The following is a 16625-nucleotide window of genomic DNA, read 5'->3' on the forward strand; positions in this document are numbered from 1 at the left end:
GCGCCGGTCATGGCCTGGTGGGGAGGTAGGGGCCGGGGCCTTTCAGGGTGCGGTGGACGGGGGCGGTCGCCGTGTGGCGCAGGCCCGGCAGGGTGGCCACCGACTCGGTGAGGTAGCGGTAGAAGAGCTGTGCGGTCGCGACATCGATGCTGGCGTACAGGTTGGTCGTGCCGGTCACGGCGGCGGCGAAGGACACCTCGGGGTGTGCGGCGAGTGCCGCGCCTGCCTCGGCGAGGCGGGACGGGTCGATCTCCAGCCACAGGGCGGCCCGGAAGTTCTGCCGCAAGAGGTCCGGGTGGTACTCGACGTCGAAGTACAGAGCCCCGGACGTTCGGAGTTCGGTGATGCGGCGGCGCACGGTGGACGGGGACAGGCCGGTGGCGGCGGCCAGTTCGGCGGGCGCCGCCCGGCCGTCACGGGCCAGCATGTCGAGCAGGTGCCGGTCGCCGTCGGTGAGTGTCACCGCAGGCATGGCGTCCGGGGCGCGCAGCGGGGCGACCGGGGGAGCGAGCGCTCTGATCTGCGCGGCCGTCAGCGGACCGCGCTTGTTGATCGAGCTGAGGTCCTGTCCGAAGAAGATGTGCAGCAGGCAGTGCGCCGAAACGTCCACCACCTGGGGGGTGCGCGGCAGTTTCTGCAGGAGCGGCGACTCCTCGGGACCGGGGCCTCGGGTCCGCACCGCGCAGTAGATCTCCGTCCCGCCGGAGCTGAGATTGACCCAGCTGGTGTCCGTACGTCTGGCCATCGCCTCCCCGATGGAAGCGGCCGCATCCGGCGTGCACCGCACGCGTACGACCCAGAGCGAGTCACCGAGCCGCAGCGGATCGGTCAGGCCCAGGACGCGGAGCTTCCCGGCGGAACGCAGCCGTGACCAGCGGCGCGCGGCGGTCTGGTCGGACACCGCGAGGGCGTCGGCGATCTCCCGGAACGAGGCCCGCCCGTTGATCTGAAGAGCCTGGGCGAGCGCCATGTCCTCATCCGACAGTTCGCGATCCGGATGGCCGAGGGTGTCGAGATACGTCTTCACAGCATTCATGATGTCGGATCCGCGCACACAGCGGGCGCTGGCTTATTGATGTGCCTGCCGTGCCCAAAACTCGCTCGAAGGGATCACGGCGGGACCTGAGCTCGTATCCGGTCCCGGACCGCCCTCTCGATCCGAAACGGAGAACCTGACATGCGCAAGTGGTGGCCCTTGACGGCAGTCTGCCTCGGCGCGTTCATCCTGCTGGTGGACGTGACCATCGTGAACGTGGCACTGCCCAGCATGGCCGACGACTTCAACGCCTCCTTCACCTCGCTGCAATGGGTCATCGACGGATACGCCCTGGCTCTCGCCGCCCTGCTGCTGGCCTCCGGCTCCCTGGCGGACCGGTTCGGCCACCGGCGGTTCTACGTCTACGGCCTGGGACTCTTTGCCCTGGCCTCCCTCGTGTGCGGCCTGGCCCCCACCGCGGACGTGCTGATCGCCGCCCGCGTGGTGCAGGGCGCCGGGGGTGCCGCCATGTTCGCCACGGCCCCCGCACTCCTGCTCACCTCCTACCAGGGCAGGGACCGGGGCACGGCCTTCGGCGTGTGGGGCGCGGCCAATGGCGCCGCCGCGGCGGCAGGTCCCCTGCTCGGAGGACTGCTCACCGAGCACATCAACTGGCCGACGATCTTCTGGGTCAATCTGCCGATCGCAGCCGTCGCCATCGCCATGACGCTGCGCGTGGTGCGCCCCGACCAGCCCCGTACCCGATCCCTTGAGGCGGCGGGACGCATCGACGTCCCCGGCGCGGCGGCCTTCACCGCCGCCGCGGGCACCCTCACCTACGGACTCATCCGCGGCGGGGAGGCGGGCTGGACCTCGACCGAGATCCTGGCGACCTTCGCCGGCACCGCGCTGGCGCTCGCATGCTTCGTGGTGATCGAACACCGCACGGCGCGACGCGGCGGTGTCCCGATGCTGGACCTGGCACTGCTGCGCCGTCCGTCGTTCGCGGGTCTGATGACGGGTGCGTTGCTGCTGCAGGGCAGCGCCTTCGGCTGTCTGGTACTGGTCTCCCTGTGGCTTCAGTCCATCCTGGGCCTCAGCCCGGTCGCGGCGGGCCTCGCCCTGACCCCGCTGGCCGCGTCGTCGTTCCTCGTGGCGGCGCTGGCCGGCCGGCACATCCAGCGGCTGGCTCCGCGCCTGCCGATCGGCGCGGGACTCCTGCTGGTCGCGGCGGGCATGCTGTTGCTGCGTACGGGAATGACGGCCGACGCGGGCCGGACCTCCCTCATCTGGGGGCTTGTGGTGGCCGGGATCGGCGTCGGCCTGGCCACTCCGGTGCTGGTCTCCGCCGCTACCTCCACGGTGCCGCCACAGCAAGCGGGGATGGCCGGCGGGGCGGTCAACACCTTTCGCCAACTGGGCATGACCTTGGCCATCGCCATCCTGGGCGCGGTCTTCACGAGCCGGACGGCCGCAGCGCTCGCAGGGTCCGGCACGGTCGCGGACCCCGCCAAGGGTGCCGCCGCGCTGGCCGCCGGGCAGGCGCAGCACCTGCTGGACGCGGCGCCCGCGCAACAGCACGACGCGGCGCGGCACTTGGTGCACCAGGCCTACGCCACCGGCCTCGACCGCGTATTCCTGCTGGCGGCCCTCGCGGCGGCGCTCGGCGGTCTCATCGTCCTGACGCTGGTACGACCGTCGAACCGCACGGCCGCAGGCACACACAGCGGAGGCACACCGGCCGCCCCGGCGGCTCGCCCCCGGCAGGACTCGGAGTCCTCACCGGTGTGAACCGCTGCCCAGTGAGGTCGACACTGCGGGCCCTTGCGGGGTGTGGCTTCGACAGGGCTCGACCGCCGTCGGGGCTCGGGGTGAGAGGGTCTCAGTCGGCCGGGCGCCGCGGGGTGCTCGCCTGCCCGGACTGCCGGCCGCTGAGCGCGACGTCGAGCGTCTCCTGGGCCACGCGCATCGCCTCGGCGTACTTCGGCTCGGACAGCCGCTGCCAGGCGACGTCCGGTGCCACCTCCTCGACCCGGCTCATCACCCACCACACGTTGCCGAACGGGTCCCGCACCCTGCCGCCACGATCCCCCCACGCACTGTCGGCGACCTCGGTGATGACGTGTGCGCCATGTGCGAGAGCGGCGGCCATGGCGGCGTCGGCGTCCGGGACGTAGACCCGCAGCAGCGAGGGCAGCACCGGCCAGTCGGGCCGTCGGTCGAAGGCCAGCACGACCGTGTCACCGACCCGGATCTCGGCGTGGCCGATGCTGCCGTCCTCGACCCGTACCCGTCCGAGTTCCTCGCCGTCGAACGCGGCGGTGATGAAGTCGAGGAGCGCACCGGTGTCGTCGGTGACCACCCACGGCGCGACGCTGGTGTAGCCCTCGGGTGCAGTGCGGTTCATCGGCTTACGCCCTTTCTTGTGGCGCCTTCAGTGTGTGCGACGGGACGACACTAGGAGGCGAATAGGTCAGCTTCGGTCCTCAGAGCAATGAGGTGGCCCCTCCCCATCAACGCGCGGACCCGCTGCCGTCGGCGCGCCCCGCCCCACCGTGGTCACCCGCTGCCGCCCGCACCCCGCCGCCACTCCTCGAACTCCTCCACGACGTTGCGAAGGCGCCACGGCGGGCTCTTCAGGAACATGTCGCGCAGTTCGGGCACGGGTACCGAGGCCGGGAGGTAGTCGTCGTCCTCGTAGAGGTCCTCGTGGTCCGGGTCCTCCATGGGGTCGCCTGGGACGCCGACGAAGGGGCCGTCCCAGGCGTCCGGGTCGGTCGGCGCGGCCGGGTTCACCTTCCACACCGCACCCGCCCGCACGCACACCTCGCCGAAGTACCAGGCGGGCACGGTCACTTGGGGTGTGCGCCGGGCGGCTCTCACTTCCTCCCACTCCCCGGCGGCGAACTCCGCCCTGATCACCCGTTCCAGTTCGTCGACCGAGTCCGCGGAGAAGTCCCAGACGCCAGGATGGGAGGCGGCCCACCGCGGGAACGCCGCCTCCTGCTCCCGCAGCCAGGCCCTGAGCCGGGGATGGTCCGTCCACTGCTGCTCGCTCATGGGGCCAGAGCCTACGGGAGAGGCGTAAGGGTCCTGTGGAGAAGGGGAGTTGGGAGACGGCGGACGGGGAAAACTGTGGGACTCCTGTGGCTCGGGGAGCTAGCGTGTGGTGCTGCGCGACACCATTGAGCACGGGGGCCCCTGGTGTCGCAGCTCTCTCCGCCCATGTCTGGGCTCCCGGGGAAGACCGGTTCGAGTGAACCTTCCGATATCCCACCGCCGACACCATGTGTGGGCACGTGCCGCGGTCGCTCTCGCCACCGTCGGCATCCTCTCCGCCAGCGGCCTGCCACAGCTCCAGGGCACGGCAGACGCAGCGGTGAAGGCGCAGCGCTGTGACGAGATGTTCAAGCTGACCGGCAACCCGACGGATCCGGGCAAGTTGCCGTGGGCGAAGGGGGACGCGGTCCGGCCCGAGGCCGACTGGGACTCCTACGGGTTCCCGAATCAGCGTCAGGCCATGGACGGCCTCACCCTGCCGGACGATCCGGCGGAGCGGGACAAGATCCTCGGCAAGCTGGACCAGCCCTACAAGAAGTACAAGGAGGGCACGCCCGACCGGGTCTACGCCACGTACAAGGACTACCTGACGCGTCACGGCGGAACGGACACCATGTACGGGGGCTTCGCCAACTGGCTGAGCCAGGCGTACATCGAGGTCTACGGGCGCCAACCGCGAGGCGATGCCTTCCACGGCAAAATCGTCAAGGACCTCGGGCTGACCGGACCGGACTGGATCTGCGAGGAGACCGTCAAGGTCACCGACCCGGACACCGGCGATACCTATGACCGGCGCTACGACGCGTTCAACCGGAGGACCAAAGAGGCGGTCGAGGTCAAGTCCGGCGGTCTTCACAACTCCCGGCAGGCCCCGGCGGACCAGGCGTTCCTGAAGGACCCGCAGTTCAAGGACTACAAGCTCCGGTACGCCTTCGGCAAGCCGCAAGCGGACGACACGGTCAAGTACATCGACAAGCTCAAGCAGATCGCCGGGGAGGGCCGGGTGACGACGTACGAGCATGTCTCCACCCCGGTACCGGAGTTCGAGCCGGGCCAGTACACCGCCCAGGACACCTTGAAGAGCATCGGCCGCGGCTCGGGGGCCATCCGGCAGTCGCCCGCGACGCCGGCGGACATGAAGCGGCAGATGGACATCATCCGCGCGAACGACCCCGAAGGCATGCGGGTCCCCGGCCCCGGCGGTGTCGACTTCTCCACGCTCGAACTCCGCTACGTGGGCAAGCCGGTCAAGGGCCAGGGCCTGAACTACTCGTTCTCCGCGAACAAGGTCGACGAGTCCGCCGGCCTCGGTTACGGCGGCCGGCAGAAGGCCGAGCTCATCTCCGACAGCTTCTTCACCTGGCTCGCCCTGACGCCGGAGAAGTTCTGGGTCAACCTCAACCCGGACCAGCCCGACAAGATCATGGACAAGACGTTCGGCACGACCGACGCCGGCCGCGTCCTGCTCCAGGCCGACCTGGAGATGAAGCACGACTACGCCAAGGACATGGACCCCCGCACCGGGGTCGGCAAGCAGCTCTGGGACAAGCTCCAGTCGGAGAACATCCCCTGCACCCACGGCGTACGGAACTGGATCGTTCCCAAGCCCGCCGAGGTCCGCGAGCAGGACGGCGGCCTCTACATCCTCGACGCCCCGCTGAAGGTCAACTCCGTCCCCCAGGACGTCAAGACCCCCAGCCCCAACGGCTCGTGCAACCTCACCGAGGCCCAGCACAAGCGGGTGCAGGAGCTCATGGACTCGATGATCGTCCCGGACATCGAGAAGAAGGTGAACACCGACGCCAAGTACGCCGACCTGCGCGCCGTCTACAACGCGCGGGTCGCGGCCGAGTGGATCCGCCAGCAGGACGCGAAGTCGCCGACGGACTACCACGCGATCATCAACGGCAACCGGGTGGCCGACTGGCCGCTGCGCGGGAAGAACGCGTCCTGGACCCCGGAGCAGACGTACAAGGACTACGTGAAGTCCTTCACCCAGGGCGACTACAGCTACCCGTGCCAGAAGGCGGGCCAGCCCGGCACCTGCGTCATGGGCGGCGTGGACTTCTCCAAGTCCCCGAAGCAGAACGTCAGTCCGGCCAAGTTCACCGCCGAGCACAAGAACCTGCCCCGCACCACCGACATCTCCGTCAAGGCGATGACGGACGACGCCGAGAACAAGGCCCTGCTCGCCCTCGGCGGCAACACGGCCGGCCACACCGGCACGGGCGGCGGCCCGACCCCGACACCCACCCCGACACCCACCCCGACCCACACCGGTGAGCCCTCCACACCCCCGTCGAGCCACACCCCCAACCCCGGACCCACCGGCCAGGGCGGCCACACCGCGCCGCCGAGCGCCAACGGCGGGGGCGGCGGCCTCGCGAACACCGGTACCCAGATCATTGAGATCGCAGCCGCGGCCCTCGCCCTCCTCGCGGCCGGCGCCGGTCTCGTATGGTGGCGCCGCCACAAGGCGGCCGACGCCGCATAACACCCTCTGACGGCCGTCGCCGTCCTGAAACCTGAAGGGGCGCCGCCCGGCGGGGGCGCCCCTTCAGCCCGACCGGGTAAGGGCTCTGGATGCCGGAGTGCCGTACAGCACGAGGTTGCTGTCGTACCCGCCGCGCTCGCGGTCGTACCTTCCCGCGCACGTGACCAGGGCCAGGCGGTGGCTGCCGTCGCGGGTGAACAGGTCGGGCGGGAGACCGCGCTGCGGGTAGATGCGGCGGGCGGTGATCACGTACGGGTAGGTGCGGCCGTTGGCGGCGCGGATGCCGATCTTCGTCCCCAGGGGCAGCCCGTGGAGGGTGGCGAACGCTCCGAGCCCCGCGCGTGTGTCCACGTGCCCTGCGACGAGCACGGTTCCCCGGGCGGCGCCGACGGGTGCGCCGAGGGCCCACCACCCACCGACGCGCCCGTCCTGCGGAAGGATCAAGGCGCCGTCTCCCGTGGCGCCGACGGGGACGACCGGAGCGCGCCAGCCCGCCGGCCCTTGGATCTCCACGGGCGGCGACGGGTCGACGTCGGCGACCGGCGCCGTGAGGGCGGCGGACGCGCGTGATACTTCGCCCGAGACGGGCGCTGAGGCGGTAGCGGACGCGGGCGGTACTCGGGCCGCGACCGGTGCCGTGCCGGTATCGGGCGTGGGCGGTACTTCGCCCGCGACCGGTGCCGTGAGGGCGGCGGACACGGGCGGTACTTCGCCTGCCTCGCCCAGCTCTCGCACCGGCCCCGCCGGGCTGAGTGCGGCCCATCCGGCAGCCGCCGCCAGTGCCCCGAGGGCGATCGCGGCCTTGGCGGTGGTCCGGCCTGGTGCCACGCCTCTCGGCCTCGCCACGTCATCTCCCGCTTCGAGGTCGAGGTTCAGCGTTTCTTCGCCGTGCGTCGGCGGCTGCGGACCATGCACGCGGCCCCGATCGCCGCGAGCAGGCCGCCGACGGCCAGACTCACCGCCCCGAGCGTTCGGTACGTGTCGGTGTCGGGTGTGGGTGCGGCCAGGTAGCCGCCGGTGCCGGCCCGGACCGTTCCGGGGTCCTTGCTCGTATGACAGGTGCCGCCGCGCACCATGGCCAGGTGCATGGCCACGACCGGCCGCGCGGCCTTGGCCGCAGCTCTGACCTCGGTGTTCCGGCCCGACGAGATCTCCTTGTCGATCAGAGCCAGCGCGCCGACGTGGGCGTCGTCCTGGACCTTCAGCCAGGCGGAGTCGTACGCGGTCCCGGCGCGGGCCCGAACGGAGTCCAGATCCTGCTGCTGCGCCGCGGTCGGCGTGGCGGACAACTCGGTGCCCAGCTTGCCGGCGAGGGCCTTCAGGCCGGTGTCGAGCTTGCTGTGGTCGCGTACCAGCACCGACCCGACCGTCTTCACACATGTGGTCGCCGCGTGCTGCTGCGCGTCGTTCCCGGCGGCGATCTCCGCGAGGTTGCCCTCATGAATCGACCTCACGAACATCGTGTCCTGATCACTCACGGCAGCGGCCGCGGGCGCCGCGCATATCGCGGACGCCGCACCCGCCAGCGCAACGAGTGACATCAACCGAGTACGCATCACAACTCGCTCCCTTCGCGCCCGCCGGACATCGGCCGGGCGGATCCCGCAGGCGCCGCAATAGCACCCCAGGGGATACGTCCCACCGCGACACGCCGCATTGCGCACGCGGAGCGCGGATTCACCCACCTGGCCCTGAACGCGGTCCATCGCCAGGGCGTCGTGGAGCGCCGCGATGCGCTCGCCCTGCCGACGGACCCGCACCGAGCCGTGCTGCCGCTCCCGAACCCCGGCCGCCCCGTACCGCCCCCCGGCGGCAGGCGCGGGACGCGGGATCGGCGCCCGGGGCCGCCAGTGACAGGTGACGATCCGTTAATTCCCGGCAGGCGGCCCGCAGCCCGCTGGTGCGATGTACGGATCGGAAGGAGTCGTGGACGGCATACTGATGACCGTGCGAGTGGCGATCACGACGGTCGGTTCTCGGGGCGATGCGGCTCCTTACGCCGGCCTCGCGGACGGGCTGGTAGCGGGGGGTCATCACGTCACGGTGGTGACGCACGCCTGCTTCGAGCCCCCGCTTTCCGATTCACCGGCCGGTTTCCACCCGCTTCCGATCGACCCCCGCGCCGAACTGCGCTCGGCTCGCGGTCAGGTGCTGCACCACAGCAGGACCGGTCCGGGAATGCTCGCCCGGGTGGTGTCCCTGGCGAGGTCACTGGCCGGGGAGATGGCGGACGACCTCCTCCAGGCCGCGCAGGCCAGCGACGTGCTCCTCCTGGCGGGCTCGGTGACTCCGCTGGGCTACGCGATCGCCGACGGGCTCGGGCTGCCGAGTGCCGGACTCAATCTGCAGCCCATCCACGCGACAGGCGCCTTCGCTCCGCCGATGACCGGTGGCGGCACCGGGGGGCGCACTGGCCAACAGGGCATCCGGGCACGGCGTGCACCTGGCTCTGGACCACGTGTACGCGCCGGCCGCACGGAAGATGCGCCGCTCGGCTGGGACTGCCCCCGCGCAGCCTGCGGGCCCAGCGCCGAGAGCGCGAACGCCGTCACCGGCCCGTCCTGCACGGCTACAGCCCGCTCGTCGTACCGCGGCCCCGCGACTGGCGCGCCGGCCTGGAGGTCGCCGGGTACCGATGGCCCCGCCTCCCCGACCGCCAACTGCCCACCCGGCTACGGGACTTCACGGTCTCGACCTGAAACGTGCCCAGTTCGATGGCGAAGGTGCTGCTGCTGAACGAGCCACAAGGGCAAAGAGGTCATCTGATCCGCCGGACGCCCCCTGGGCTCGGCGGTCGAGCCGGCTAGCGCGCCACGCGGTAGCGGAGGTAGACGACACTCGAACTGAAGGTGCGGGTCTCGACGAGTTCGAGATCCACCCGGCGCTCGCGTTGGGGAAAGAACGGAATGCCACCGCCGACCAGCACCGGGTAGACCCTGGCCCGGTACTCGTCGATCAGACCCGACGCGGCCGCCTCGGCGGCGAGAGTCGCGCCGCCGATTGCGATGTCGCCCTCCCCCGGCTCGGCCCGCAACCGCTCGATCTCCTCCGCCAGGCTGCCGGAGGCCAGGCGGGCATTGCCCCGCACCGCCGACAGCGTGGTGGAGAACACCACCTTCGGGAGCGGCTTCCAGATGGCGGCCCACTCGAGCATTGAGTCGCCGAGCGATGGATCCTGGTCGGCGGTCTCCCAGTACAGCATCGTCTCGTACAGCCGTCGTCCCAACAGGTGGACGCCGACCTCTCGAATCTCCTCGGTGACGAAGCGAAAGACCTCCTCGTCGGGCGCCGTCCAGTTGAAGTCGCCGTCCGGCCCGACGATGTAGCCGTCAAGTGAGACGCCCATCGAATAGGTCACGCTGCGCATCAGAAGTCCTCCTCGGGACCGGGTTCGACAGTACGACCCGCCGGACGCCGCAGGACTCATCGAGGCTCGCGGGATCCCCTGGGCCGAGTCACCTCACGAGATCGTTTCGTTGAGAAAACCTCAGTGAGGACTGGTACGCCTCGGCCGACAACCCCTAACGACATGACCTCCGAGAACGGAGGGACCAGCGGGCCAACCGCCGGCGCCGTGGCAGTCACGGCGGCCGGCCCACCAGTGTCGTCCCTTCACAGTGCGCGCGCGGGAACGAGGTCGAGCTGACATGGGAGTAACGGGTGTCAGCCCTGGCCCTCAACGCAGGCCGGCGAGGTTACCCACGGCATCGATCGTGCCGTCGGCGAAGGCGCGCACGGAATTAATCGTGCCGTCGGTGCCGCCGAGACCAGCGGCGTTGGCTGACGGACCCATGAGTCCAATGAGCGCGGCGGCCCCGATGGCGATGGCTGCGGCGCGGAGAATGCGGCGTTCCATGATCACCCTTTTCTGCATGGCTGGTTGGAAGCTGTGCAACGTCACGTCGGGCCACGCGGCAACGTGCACACGCACCCCATCACCCAGATGGTCGCGATGAAACGATCAACTCCCGCGTCCGCCTTGTCGAAAGGCTGGTAGCGGGGAGGGGGTGCCGTCCGCGGGAGAGGGGCGGTGCCGTCGGTCCCGTCGTCCCGTCGCTGGTCCCGTTCCACCGGCCCCGTTACGATGACCGGGCGGTCGTGACTGGCGCTTGGGTGGGGTACCACCGGGGAGCGATCCGCCTTCAGCTGAAGCCGTGCGCCTGGGCGATCCATTCTTACCGATGGGAGCCTTCCGTGACCGCACAGCTCATGACCGGCACTGACGTGGCGAAAGCCGGCCTCGACCGCAGCGCTCGGCGGGCGCGGGACCTGGTGGCGGAGACCGGTGTGAGGCCGTGTCTGGCGACGGTCCTCGTGGGCGAGGACCCCGCATCCGTCACCTACGTCGCGATGAAGCGCAACCGCTGTGCCCGGGCGGGCATCGAGTCACGGCACGTACCGCTGCCGTCGGCGACCACCACCGCGGAACTGGTCGCGACCATCCGGGCTCTGTCCGCCGACCCGTCGGTGCACGGCATCCTGCTGCAGCACCCGGTGCCCGCGCACATCGACGAGCGGGCCGCGTTCGAGGCGATCGACCCCGCCAAGGACGTCGACGGCGTAACCATGTGGTCGTTCGCGGCCATGGCCTTCGGCTACCCGGGCTTCGCTTCCTGCACCCCGGGCGGAATCATGCGACTGCTCGACGCCTACGGGGTCGAGCCCGCCGGCCGGAACGCGGTGGTGGTCGGGCGCAGCCCGATCCTCGGCAAGCCGATGGGCATGCTGCTGCTGGCCCGCGACGCGACGGTCACCTACTGCCACTCCAAGACGGCCGACCTGCCCGCGGTGACCGCGGCAGCGGACATCCTCGTCGCGGCCGTCGGCAGGCCGCAGTTCATCAAGGGCCAGGACATCAAGCCCGGTGCGGTGGTCATCGACGCCGGATACAACCCGGGCAACGTGGGCGACGTCGACTTCGAGGGAGCGATGGAGCGTGCGCGACTGCTCACACCCGTACCCGGCGGGGTCGGGCCGATGACGATCGCGGTGCTGCTGGAGCAGACCGTCGACGCGGCGACCCGTCAGGCGGCGGGCGGAGCGTCTGCGACGTAGCCGTCCTCCAGTTGGCGGCGGGCCGGTCCGCGCGGCGACGCAGTTCGCGCGGCGGGCATCCCCGTGATCTAGGTGGTCATCGGGTTGCGTCCGGGGCATCCGGATGTCGGACCTCGCAACAGGGTGCTCAGCACGGCAGCGCAGTCCGGCCTCTTCACCGAGGGGGACCCCGGCACACAGATCCACCACGACGTCGCGGACTGGCTCGAAGGGACCGCCGCCCAATGGCCGGACACCGCCCGGGAGTTCGTGCCGCGGGTCCCCCGCGACGGGTTTGTCCATTCGCCGGACACCGGCCTGCCGGGTTGAGGATCGTTGTCCGTGAATGTGCACCAGGCACCGACGGGCCGCGCCTCGGCAGGAGGTCCCCGGTGGGCGGCCTACAGGGATTGGGGAAGCCATGAAGTGGCAGACGGCGGAATTCGGTTCGTCCCACGGTGGCTCGGTCGGGGTCGTCCTGGCCGACGGCAGCGAGGCAAAGCCGGTGTACCTCGATGCGGGCAGCGGCGGCGGTGGTTGCACGACCACGCAATGGACCGTGCACGACGGACGGATGGGCCGGCCACGCGCTGCTGAGCTGCGCGGCTCGTGTTCGTGCGGCTGGCGCGGCGCGTCCCGCTATCCGATCGACTGGGCCGCCGTGGGCGAGGTTTCCCTGTACAAGGCGGACATCGACACGGACGGCCCCCGCCAGGACTGGGCCCAGCACATCAAAGACGTAGAGGCACGGTCTCTGCCCTTACCGGCCGATCTGCAGGACCTGCTGGACATGCTGGCCGAACGGCTCGACAACCTGGCCTTCGAAGTGCCGCTGGCCGCACTCAAGGCCGTAGCGGCGGCAGAGCGCATCACACAACGCGTCGGCAACGCCGCGGCCCACAGCATTCTGGCCGAGGAGTCCATGGACGAACTGACCTGGGATGACATCGGGAAGGCGCTGGGACTGACCGAGAACGACGCCCGTTCGCGGCTCACCCGCTACGTCAGGCGCTGAGACTTCGGGGCGGGCAGGACGACGGCGGGGCAACTGCGTGACGGCCGTCATCCAATCCCGGCGAGTGTCGAGGCCAAGGACAAGAGCAATGCACCCAGCACCCCCACTGAGCCGTAGCGCCGCATCTCGCGTCGGCCATCGTGCCGGCGGACATAGTGCGTGGTGGCCGCGGCGAAGGCCAGGCCGCCGACGATGAACCACGGTCCCCACAGGTAGAGGTACCAGCAGGTCAACCCGGCCAGGTCCGGCGGGACAGCGAGCGCCCCGGCCTCAACCAGCACCCCGTGGACGACGAAGAGACATCCGTGCCAGACGAGCAGCACTGCCGCGCCGCCGCCACAGAGCACCATGAGGCGACTGGTCCATGTGCCGCGACGGTGTGTCAGGCCGATCCCGACCAACGCCCCGAAGAGCTTCAGGAAACCGGTCACCCACAAGACGGCCAGGAACCACGTCACCCGGTCCTGAGCGAGCTTCATCAGCGACGGAGCCACCGTCGACTGCGCGCCGAAGGTGCCGCCCAACGCCCAGACGAAACTGGGCACCGCGAACAGAACCCCCCATGCGGCAACGGCGAACGCGGGCCACGTGCCCAGATGGAGGGGGAGCGCCCGGCTCCGGGCCGGACGCACTGAGTTGTCCAAGGAATGCTTCATCGCCACGACTCCATCCTGGCCGGACCGCGCCGGCGAGACGTCATGCGAGCGGAGCATCCGCCTCCCCCGTGAGAGCTACCGCCCGGCACTCTTGCGGAGGAGGGCCCAAAGGGCCCGGTGAGTACCCCCGGGCCGGGCCGGCTCAGCTCGCGGCAGGGCTGCTCGTGGCGGGCGCGCTGTCCGGGCTGTGGCCGGCGCCGGCAGTCCCGTCCTTCCCGGATCTGCCGTACTGCGGTGTCTACGAGCGTAGAGTCGCGGGCGTTGTGTCATGTCACCCCAGGGGGGATCGGGTATGTACAGCCGTCGTATTGGCAGCATCGCGGTCAGCGCCATCGGGCTCGGTGGGATGCCGCTGTCCATCGAAGGGCGGCCGGACGAGGAACGCGCGATCGCGACCGTCCACGCCGCAATCGACGCCGGGATCTCGTTCATCGACACGGCCATGTCGTACTGCCTGAACTCCTCCGAGACCGGGCACAACGAGTCGCTGATCGCCCGGGCACTCGCGGCATACGGCGGCGACACCTCCCACGTGCTGGTCGGGACGAAGGGCGGGGCGGCGCGCGAAGCCGACGGGGCCTGGTCCTTCAACGGGGACCCCGCGACCCTCCGGGAGGCGTGCGAGGGCTCCCTCAAGCGGTTGGGCGTGGACGCCATCGGGCTCTACCAACTGCATGTGCCGGACCCGAAGGTGCCGTACGCCGACTCGGTGGGCGCGCTGCGCGACCTGTACGACGCGGGCAGGATCCGCGCGGTCGGCATCTCGAATGTCAGCTCCGACCAACTGCGCGAAGCCCACCGGATCCTCGGCGAGCGGCTGGTGTCCGTGCAGAACAGCTTCTCGCCGGCCACCCGCGACAGTGAGCCGCAGCTGCGGCTGTGCACCGAACTGGGGATCGCCTTCCTGCCGTACAGCCCGCTGGGCGGCATCTCCCGCGCGGGCGGGCTGGGTTCATCGCACGCCGCGTTCGCGCGGATCGCCGAGGAGCGTGGGGTCAGTCCCCAACAAGTGTGCCTGGCCTGGGAGTTGGCGAAGTCCCCGGTCGTGGTCCCGATCCCGGGGTCGTCCCGCCCGGCGACCATTCGTGACTCGGCGGCAGCGGCCGACCTGACGCTCACCGAGGCGGAGTTCACCGAACTGGACGCCGCCTGAGGGCTGTTGCCCTCCCGACAGGCCATCGGTTTCTCGGGGTATGGGCTGGGCGAGGTCTTCCGGCCGGGCCCGCGCGCGGCGGGCCGCTCAGCCCGTCGCCGCCGCCCGGTACGGACGGAAGAACTCGCGCAGTTCCGCCGCGTAGAGCTCGGGCTCCTCGAACGGTGCGAAGTGCCCGCCGCGCGGGGGCTCGGTCACCCGCACGACGTTTGCCGTACGCTCCAGCCAAGCCCGCGGCGGCCGGACGACGTCGCCGCGGAAGAGCGAGAATCCGGACGGCACCTCGACCCGGCGGGCGTGCTGCGCGGGCGGGATCGCGGCGTTCGCCCGGTACATGCGCATGGACGAGCCGATCGTCCCCGTGAACCAGTAGAGCGTGACGTTCGTGAGGATCTCGTCCTTCGTGAAGCGCCGCTCGATGTCGCCGTCGCAGTCGCTCCACGACCGGAGCTTCTCGATGATCCACGCGGCGAGCCCGGCCGGTGAGTCGGTGAGCCCGAAGGCTGCGGTCTGCGGTTTCGAGCGGTGCATGGCGGCGTAGGCGCCCTCGGTCGCGCCCCAGGCCGCGGTGCCTTCGAGCCAGGCGCGTTCCTCGGGCGTGAGCTCCGCCGGATCACCGGTGAAGACGGGAAGACCGGCATCGGTGCGGTGGACGGCCACGACGCGATCCGGGTGGTCGAGCCCGAGATAGCGGCTCACATGGCTGCCCATGTCCCCGCCCGCGGCACCGAACCGCGGATAGCCGAGGACGTCCATGAGCTCGGCCCACAGCCCGGCGACGGCGATGGAGTCGAGGGGCGGGCCGGTGGGACGGTCTGAGTACCCGTAGCCCGGCATGTCGGGCACGACCACGTCGAACGCGTCCGCGGGATCGCCGCCGTGCGCGCCGGGATCGGTCAGGTGCCCGATGACCTTCGCGTACCGCCAGAACGAGTCCGGCCAGCCGTGGCTGAGGACCAGCGGCAGCACGGGCCCCGTCGGCGCGACGGCCCGGGCGTGTACGAAGTGGATCCCGAGGCCGCCGAGCGGCACGCGGAAACGGGGGAGCCGGGCGAGCGCCGCCTCCTGCGCCGGCCAGTCGAACCCGTCCGCCCAGTAGGCGACGAGCTCGCGGAGGTAGCCGAGGTCGGTCCCGAGCGACCACCCTGCGTCCTCGGGCGCATCCGGCCAGCGCGTCATGCGCAGCCGCGCGCGGAGGTCATCGACCGCCGCTTGAGGGGTCTTCGGGGTGAACGGCTCGGGGCGGGGCGCAACATCCGGCATGAGACGCATCCTACGGGCCACACCGCGCCACACCTCGAAAGCCCCCCGGACAAGATCCGCCGGACACCCAGGGCCGGCGCCCTGGACCGGGCCGAGCGGACGCTGGCCGAACTCGACGACGCCCGGCGGGAGATGGCCGACGCCGCCGGTGCCGGCCCGGGCCGGGTCACCGTCGCCGCCGAGGCACTGCTTCAGCCGGCCCGGGTGCTGGCCGCCTTCCGCGTGCACCGCCCCGGGGCGGGGGTGCGGCTGTTCCAGGCTCCGGTCGACTCGATGCGGCGCCATCTGCGCTCCGCCGAGGTGGACTTCGCGCTCGCCTCCCAGCCGCTGGCCGGGCCCGAGTTGTGCTCGCTGGAATGGTGCGGGAGGAGGTGCTGCCGGCCGTGCCGCCCGGGAGCGCGAAGCGGTGGCCGAGCTGGCGGAGAGGACTTCGTCGGCACGCCTGCCAGACATTGGCAACGTGCCCTGCTGGAGCGGCTGTTCGCCCGTGAGGGGACCTCGCCCCGGGTGGTGTGCGAGGGCGACGAAGCCGCCGCCACCCCGGAACTGATCGGCGCAGGCCTTGGCGTCGGCCTGGCCAGGCTGCGGCAGGCGGTCAAGGCCCTGGGGCCCGTGCTCTACGGCTATTACGGGCAGGCCGAGGCCAGCACATATCCGAAGTGGCCCCCAGGGACCACGAGTTGACCGGGCGCGGCGCGCAGCTGACGGTCGGCCGGGCCGCGCCCGGCGTGGAGATCGCCATCCGGGACACCAACGGCACCACTCTGCCGCCGGGGGAGCGGGGCGAAGTGCGGGTGCGCTCGCCCTATGTGATCAAGGAGATGATCGTGGTCGGGGGGGCCATGTCTATCCGGCGGAGCTGGAGCGCCTGCTGCTGAGCCATCCCGCTGACGGCGACGGGCAAGCCGGACAGGCGCCTGCTGCGGTCCAGGCTGTCCGGCTGAGGCGCGGCGGCCGGGAGCCGGAACGGAGCT

17 protein-coding genes, 2 pseudogenes and 1 riboswitch are annotated in these 16625 nt (G+C 71.0%); of the genes and pseudogenes, 10 read left to right on the top strand and 9 right to left on the bottom strand.

Annotated features, from left to right (window positions below):
• Positions 1 to 7: 7 nt before the first annotated feature.
• Positions 8 to 1027 (bottom strand): Lrp/AsnC family transcriptional regulator, encoded by a 1020-nt coding sequence (locus ACIBK6_RS09980; protein ID WP_399050972.1) that lies wholly within the window; start codon positions 1025 to 1027, stop codon positions 8 to 10.
• Positions 1028 to 1177: 150 nt separating this feature from the next.
• Between ACIBK6_RS09980 and ACIBK6_RS09985 the strand changes: the two genes are divergently transcribed.
• Entirely contained in the window at positions 1178 to 2767 is a 1590-nt protein-coding gene (locus ACIBK6_RS09985; protein ID WP_399050429.1) for an MFS transporter, read from the top strand.
• Positions 2768 to 2858: 91 nt separating this feature from the next.
• Here the strand turns inward: ACIBK6_RS09985 and ACIBK6_RS09990 are convergent, their stop codons facing one another.
• A complete protein-coding gene (locus ACIBK6_RS09990; protein ID WP_399050431.1) occupies positions 2859 to 3383 on the bottom strand; it encodes a VOC family protein in 525 nt (174 codons plus the stop codon).
• A 152-nt stretch (positions 3384 to 3535) separates the two neighbouring features.
• Positions 3536 to 4036: a hypothetical protein gene (locus ACIBK6_RS09995; RefSeq protein ID WP_399050433.1), complete on the bottom strand. Its 501-nt coding sequence runs from the start codon at positions 4034 to 4036 to the stop codon at positions 3536 to 3538.
• Positions 4037 to 4232: 196 nt separating this feature from the next.
• Between ACIBK6_RS09995 and ACIBK6_RS10000 the strand changes: the two genes are divergently transcribed.
• The gene (locus ACIBK6_RS10000; RefSeq protein ID WP_399050435.1) at positions 4233 to 6530 is read left to right on the top strand and encodes an LPXTG cell wall anchor domain-containing protein; all 2298 of its coding nucleotides are present in this window, start codon (positions 4233 to 4235) and stop codon (positions 6528 to 6530) included.
• Positions 6531 to 6593: 63 nt separating this feature from the next.
• Here ACIBK6_RS10000 and ACIBK6_RS10005 read toward each other — a convergent pair whose 3' ends face one another.
• Positions 6594 to 7376 (bottom strand): sortase domain-bontaining protein, encoded by a 783-nt coding sequence (locus ACIBK6_RS10005; protein ID WP_399050437.1) that lies wholly within the window; start codon positions 7374 to 7376, stop codon positions 6594 to 6596.
• Positions 7377 to 7402: 26 nt separating this feature from the next.
• The gene (locus ACIBK6_RS10010; RefSeq protein ID WP_399050974.1) at positions 7403 to 8236 is read right to left on the bottom strand and encodes a DUF4142 domain-containing protein; all 834 of its coding nucleotides are present in this window, start codon (positions 8234 to 8236) and stop codon (positions 7403 to 7405) included.
• Positions 8237 to 8471: 235 nt separating this feature from the next.
• Here ACIBK6_RS10010 and ACIBK6_RS10015 point away from each other — a divergent pair, with 235 nt between their 5' ends.
• Complete coding sequence (locus tag ACIBK6_RS10015; protein ID WP_399050976.1) at positions 8472 to 9266, top strand: glycosyltransferase; 795 nt, start codon at positions 8472 to 8474, stop codon at positions 9264 to 9266.
• Between the two features lie 67 nt (positions 9267 to 9333).
• Here ACIBK6_RS10015 and ACIBK6_RS10020 read toward each other — a convergent pair whose 3' ends face one another.
• The gene (locus tag ACIBK6_RS10020) at positions 9334 to 9897 is read right to left on the bottom strand and encodes a dihydrofolate reductase family protein (protein ID WP_399050439.1); all 564 of its coding nucleotides are present in this window, start codon (positions 9895 to 9897) and stop codon (positions 9334 to 9336) included.
• Positions 9898 to 10055: 158 nt separating this feature from the next.
• Between ACIBK6_RS10020 and ACIBK6_RS10025 the strand changes: the two are divergent.
• Positions 10056 to 10178: pseudogene (locus ACIBK6_RS10025) on the top strand (IS5/IS1182 family transposase); the annotation flags it as partial.
• 28 nt (positions 10179 to 10206) lie between these two features.
• Here ACIBK6_RS10025 and ACIBK6_RS10030 read toward each other — a convergent pair.
• Positions 10207 to 10455: a hypothetical protein gene (locus tag ACIBK6_RS10030; protein WP_399050441.1), complete on the bottom strand. Its 249-nt coding sequence runs from the start codon at positions 10453 to 10455 to the stop codon at positions 10207 to 10209.
• Positions 10456 to 10618: 163 nt separating this feature from the next.
• A riboswitch (ZMP/ZTP riboswitch) is annotated at positions 10619 to 10703 on the top strand.
• A gap of 36 nt (positions 10704 to 10739) precedes the next feature.
• Here ACIBK6_RS10030 and ACIBK6_RS10035 point away from each other — a divergent pair.
• From ACIBK6_RS10035 to ACIBK6_RS10045, 3 genes and pseudogenes are all read left to right on the top strand, one after another.
• Entirely contained in the window at positions 10740 to 11585 is an 846-nt protein-coding gene (locus ACIBK6_RS10035; protein ID WP_399050978.1) for a bifunctional 5,10-methylenetetrahydrofolate dehydrogenase/5,10-methenyltetrahydrofolate cyclohydrolase, read from the top strand.
• 36 nt (positions 11586 to 11621) lie between these two features.
• A pseudogene (locus ACIBK6_RS10040) lies at positions 11622 to 11783 on the top strand (cysteine hydrolase); the annotation flags it as partial.
• 202 nt (positions 11784 to 11985) lie between these two features.
• Positions 11986 to 12579 (top strand): hypothetical protein, encoded by a 594-nt coding sequence (locus tag ACIBK6_RS10045; protein ID WP_399050442.1) that lies wholly within the window; start codon positions 11986 to 11988, stop codon positions 12577 to 12579.
• Between the two features lie 47 nt (positions 12580 to 12626).
• On the opposite strand, the gene ACIBK6_RS10050 is transcribed toward ACIBK6_RS10045, so the two are convergent.
• The gene (locus tag ACIBK6_RS10050; RefSeq protein WP_399050980.1) at positions 12627 to 13235 is read right to left on the bottom strand and encodes a DUF3995 domain-containing protein; all 609 of its coding nucleotides are present in this window, start codon (positions 13233 to 13235) and stop codon (positions 12627 to 12629) included.
• Between the two features lie 292 nt (positions 13236 to 13527).
• Between ACIBK6_RS10050 and ACIBK6_RS10055 the strand changes: the two genes are divergently transcribed.
• On the top strand, positions 13528 to 14388 hold the full coding sequence (locus ACIBK6_RS10055) for an aldo/keto reductase (RefSeq protein WP_399050444.1): 861 nt from the start codon (positions 13528 to 13530) through the stop codon (positions 14386 to 14388).
• An 87-nt stretch (positions 14389 to 14475) separates the two neighbouring features.
• On the opposite strand, the gene ACIBK6_RS10060 is transcribed toward ACIBK6_RS10055, so the two are convergent.
• A complete protein-coding gene (locus ACIBK6_RS10060) occupies positions 14476 to 15651 on the bottom strand; it encodes an epoxide hydrolase family protein (RefSeq protein WP_399050446.1) in 1176 nt (391 codons plus the stop codon).
• On the opposite strand from ACIBK6_RS10060, the gene ACIBK6_RS10065 reads away from it, so the two are divergent.
• Complete coding sequence (locus ACIBK6_RS10065) at positions 15601 to 16335, top strand: LysR family transcriptional regulator substrate-binding protein (RefSeq protein WP_399050448.1); 735 nt, start codon at positions 15601 to 15603, stop codon at positions 16333 to 16335. The genes ACIBK6_RS10060 and ACIBK6_RS10065 overlap by 51 nt on opposite strands.
• Positions 16311 to 16529 (top strand): hypothetical protein, encoded by a 219-nt coding sequence (locus ACIBK6_RS10070; RefSeq protein WP_399050450.1) that lies wholly within the window; start codon positions 16311 to 16313, stop codon positions 16527 to 16529. The genes ACIBK6_RS10065 and ACIBK6_RS10070 overlap by 25 nt, the downstream gene beginning before the upstream one ends.
• The last annotated feature ends 96 nt before the right edge of the window (positions 16530 to 16625 follow it).

This window comes from Streptomyces sp. NPDC050485, assembly GCF_044458185.1.
In the GTDB taxonomy this organism is placed as follows: domain Bacteria; phylum Actinomycetota; class Actinomycetes; order Streptomycetales; family Streptomycetaceae; genus Streptomyces.

Bases quoted from the DNA above. Each gene is read 5' to 3' on its own strand.
- ACIBK6_RS09990 (WP_399050431.1), bottom strand. From the start codon at position 3,383: ATGAACCGCACTGCACCCGAGGGCTACACCAGCGTCGCGCCGTGGGTG.
- ACIBK6_RS10015 (WP_399050976.1), top strand. From the start codon at position 8,472: ATGACCGTGCGAGTGGCGATCACGACGGTCGGTTCTCGGGGCGATGCG.
- ACIBK6_RS10045 (WP_399050442.1), top strand. From the start codon at position 11,986: ATGAAGTGGCAGACGGCGGAATTCGGTTCGTCCCACGGTGGCTCGGTC.
- ACIBK6_RS10020 (WP_399050439.1), bottom strand. From the start codon at position 9,897: ATGCGCAGCGTGACCTATTCGATGGGCGTCTCACTTGACGGCTACATC.
- ACIBK6_RS10060 (WP_399050446.1), bottom strand. From the start codon at position 15,651: ATGCCGGATGTTGCGCCCCGCCCCGAGCCGTTCACCCCGAAGACCCCT.
- ACIBK6_RS09995 (WP_399050433.1), bottom strand. From the start codon at position 4,036: ATGAGCGAGCAGCAGTGGACGGACCATCCCCGGCTCAGGGCCTGGCTG.
- ACIBK6_RS10010 (WP_399050974.1), bottom strand. From the start codon at position 8,236: ATGGACCGCGTTCAGGGCCAGGTGGGTGAATCCGCGCTCCGCGTGCGC.
- ACIBK6_RS10055 (WP_399050444.1), top strand. From the start codon at position 13,528: ATGTACAGCCGTCGTATTGGCAGCATCGCGGTCAGCGCCATCGGGCTC.
- ACIBK6_RS09985 (WP_399050429.1), top strand. From the start codon at position 1,178: ATGCGCAAGTGGTGGCCCTTGACGGCAGTCTGCCTCGGCGCGTTCATC.
- ACIBK6_RS10050 (WP_399050980.1), bottom strand. From the start codon at position 13,235: ATGAAGCATTCCTTGGACAACTCAGTGCGTCCGGCCCGGAGCCGGGCG.
- ACIBK6_RS10035 (WP_399050978.1), top strand. From the start codon at position 10,740: ATGACCGGCACTGACGTGGCGAAAGCCGGCCTCGACCGCAGCGCTCGG.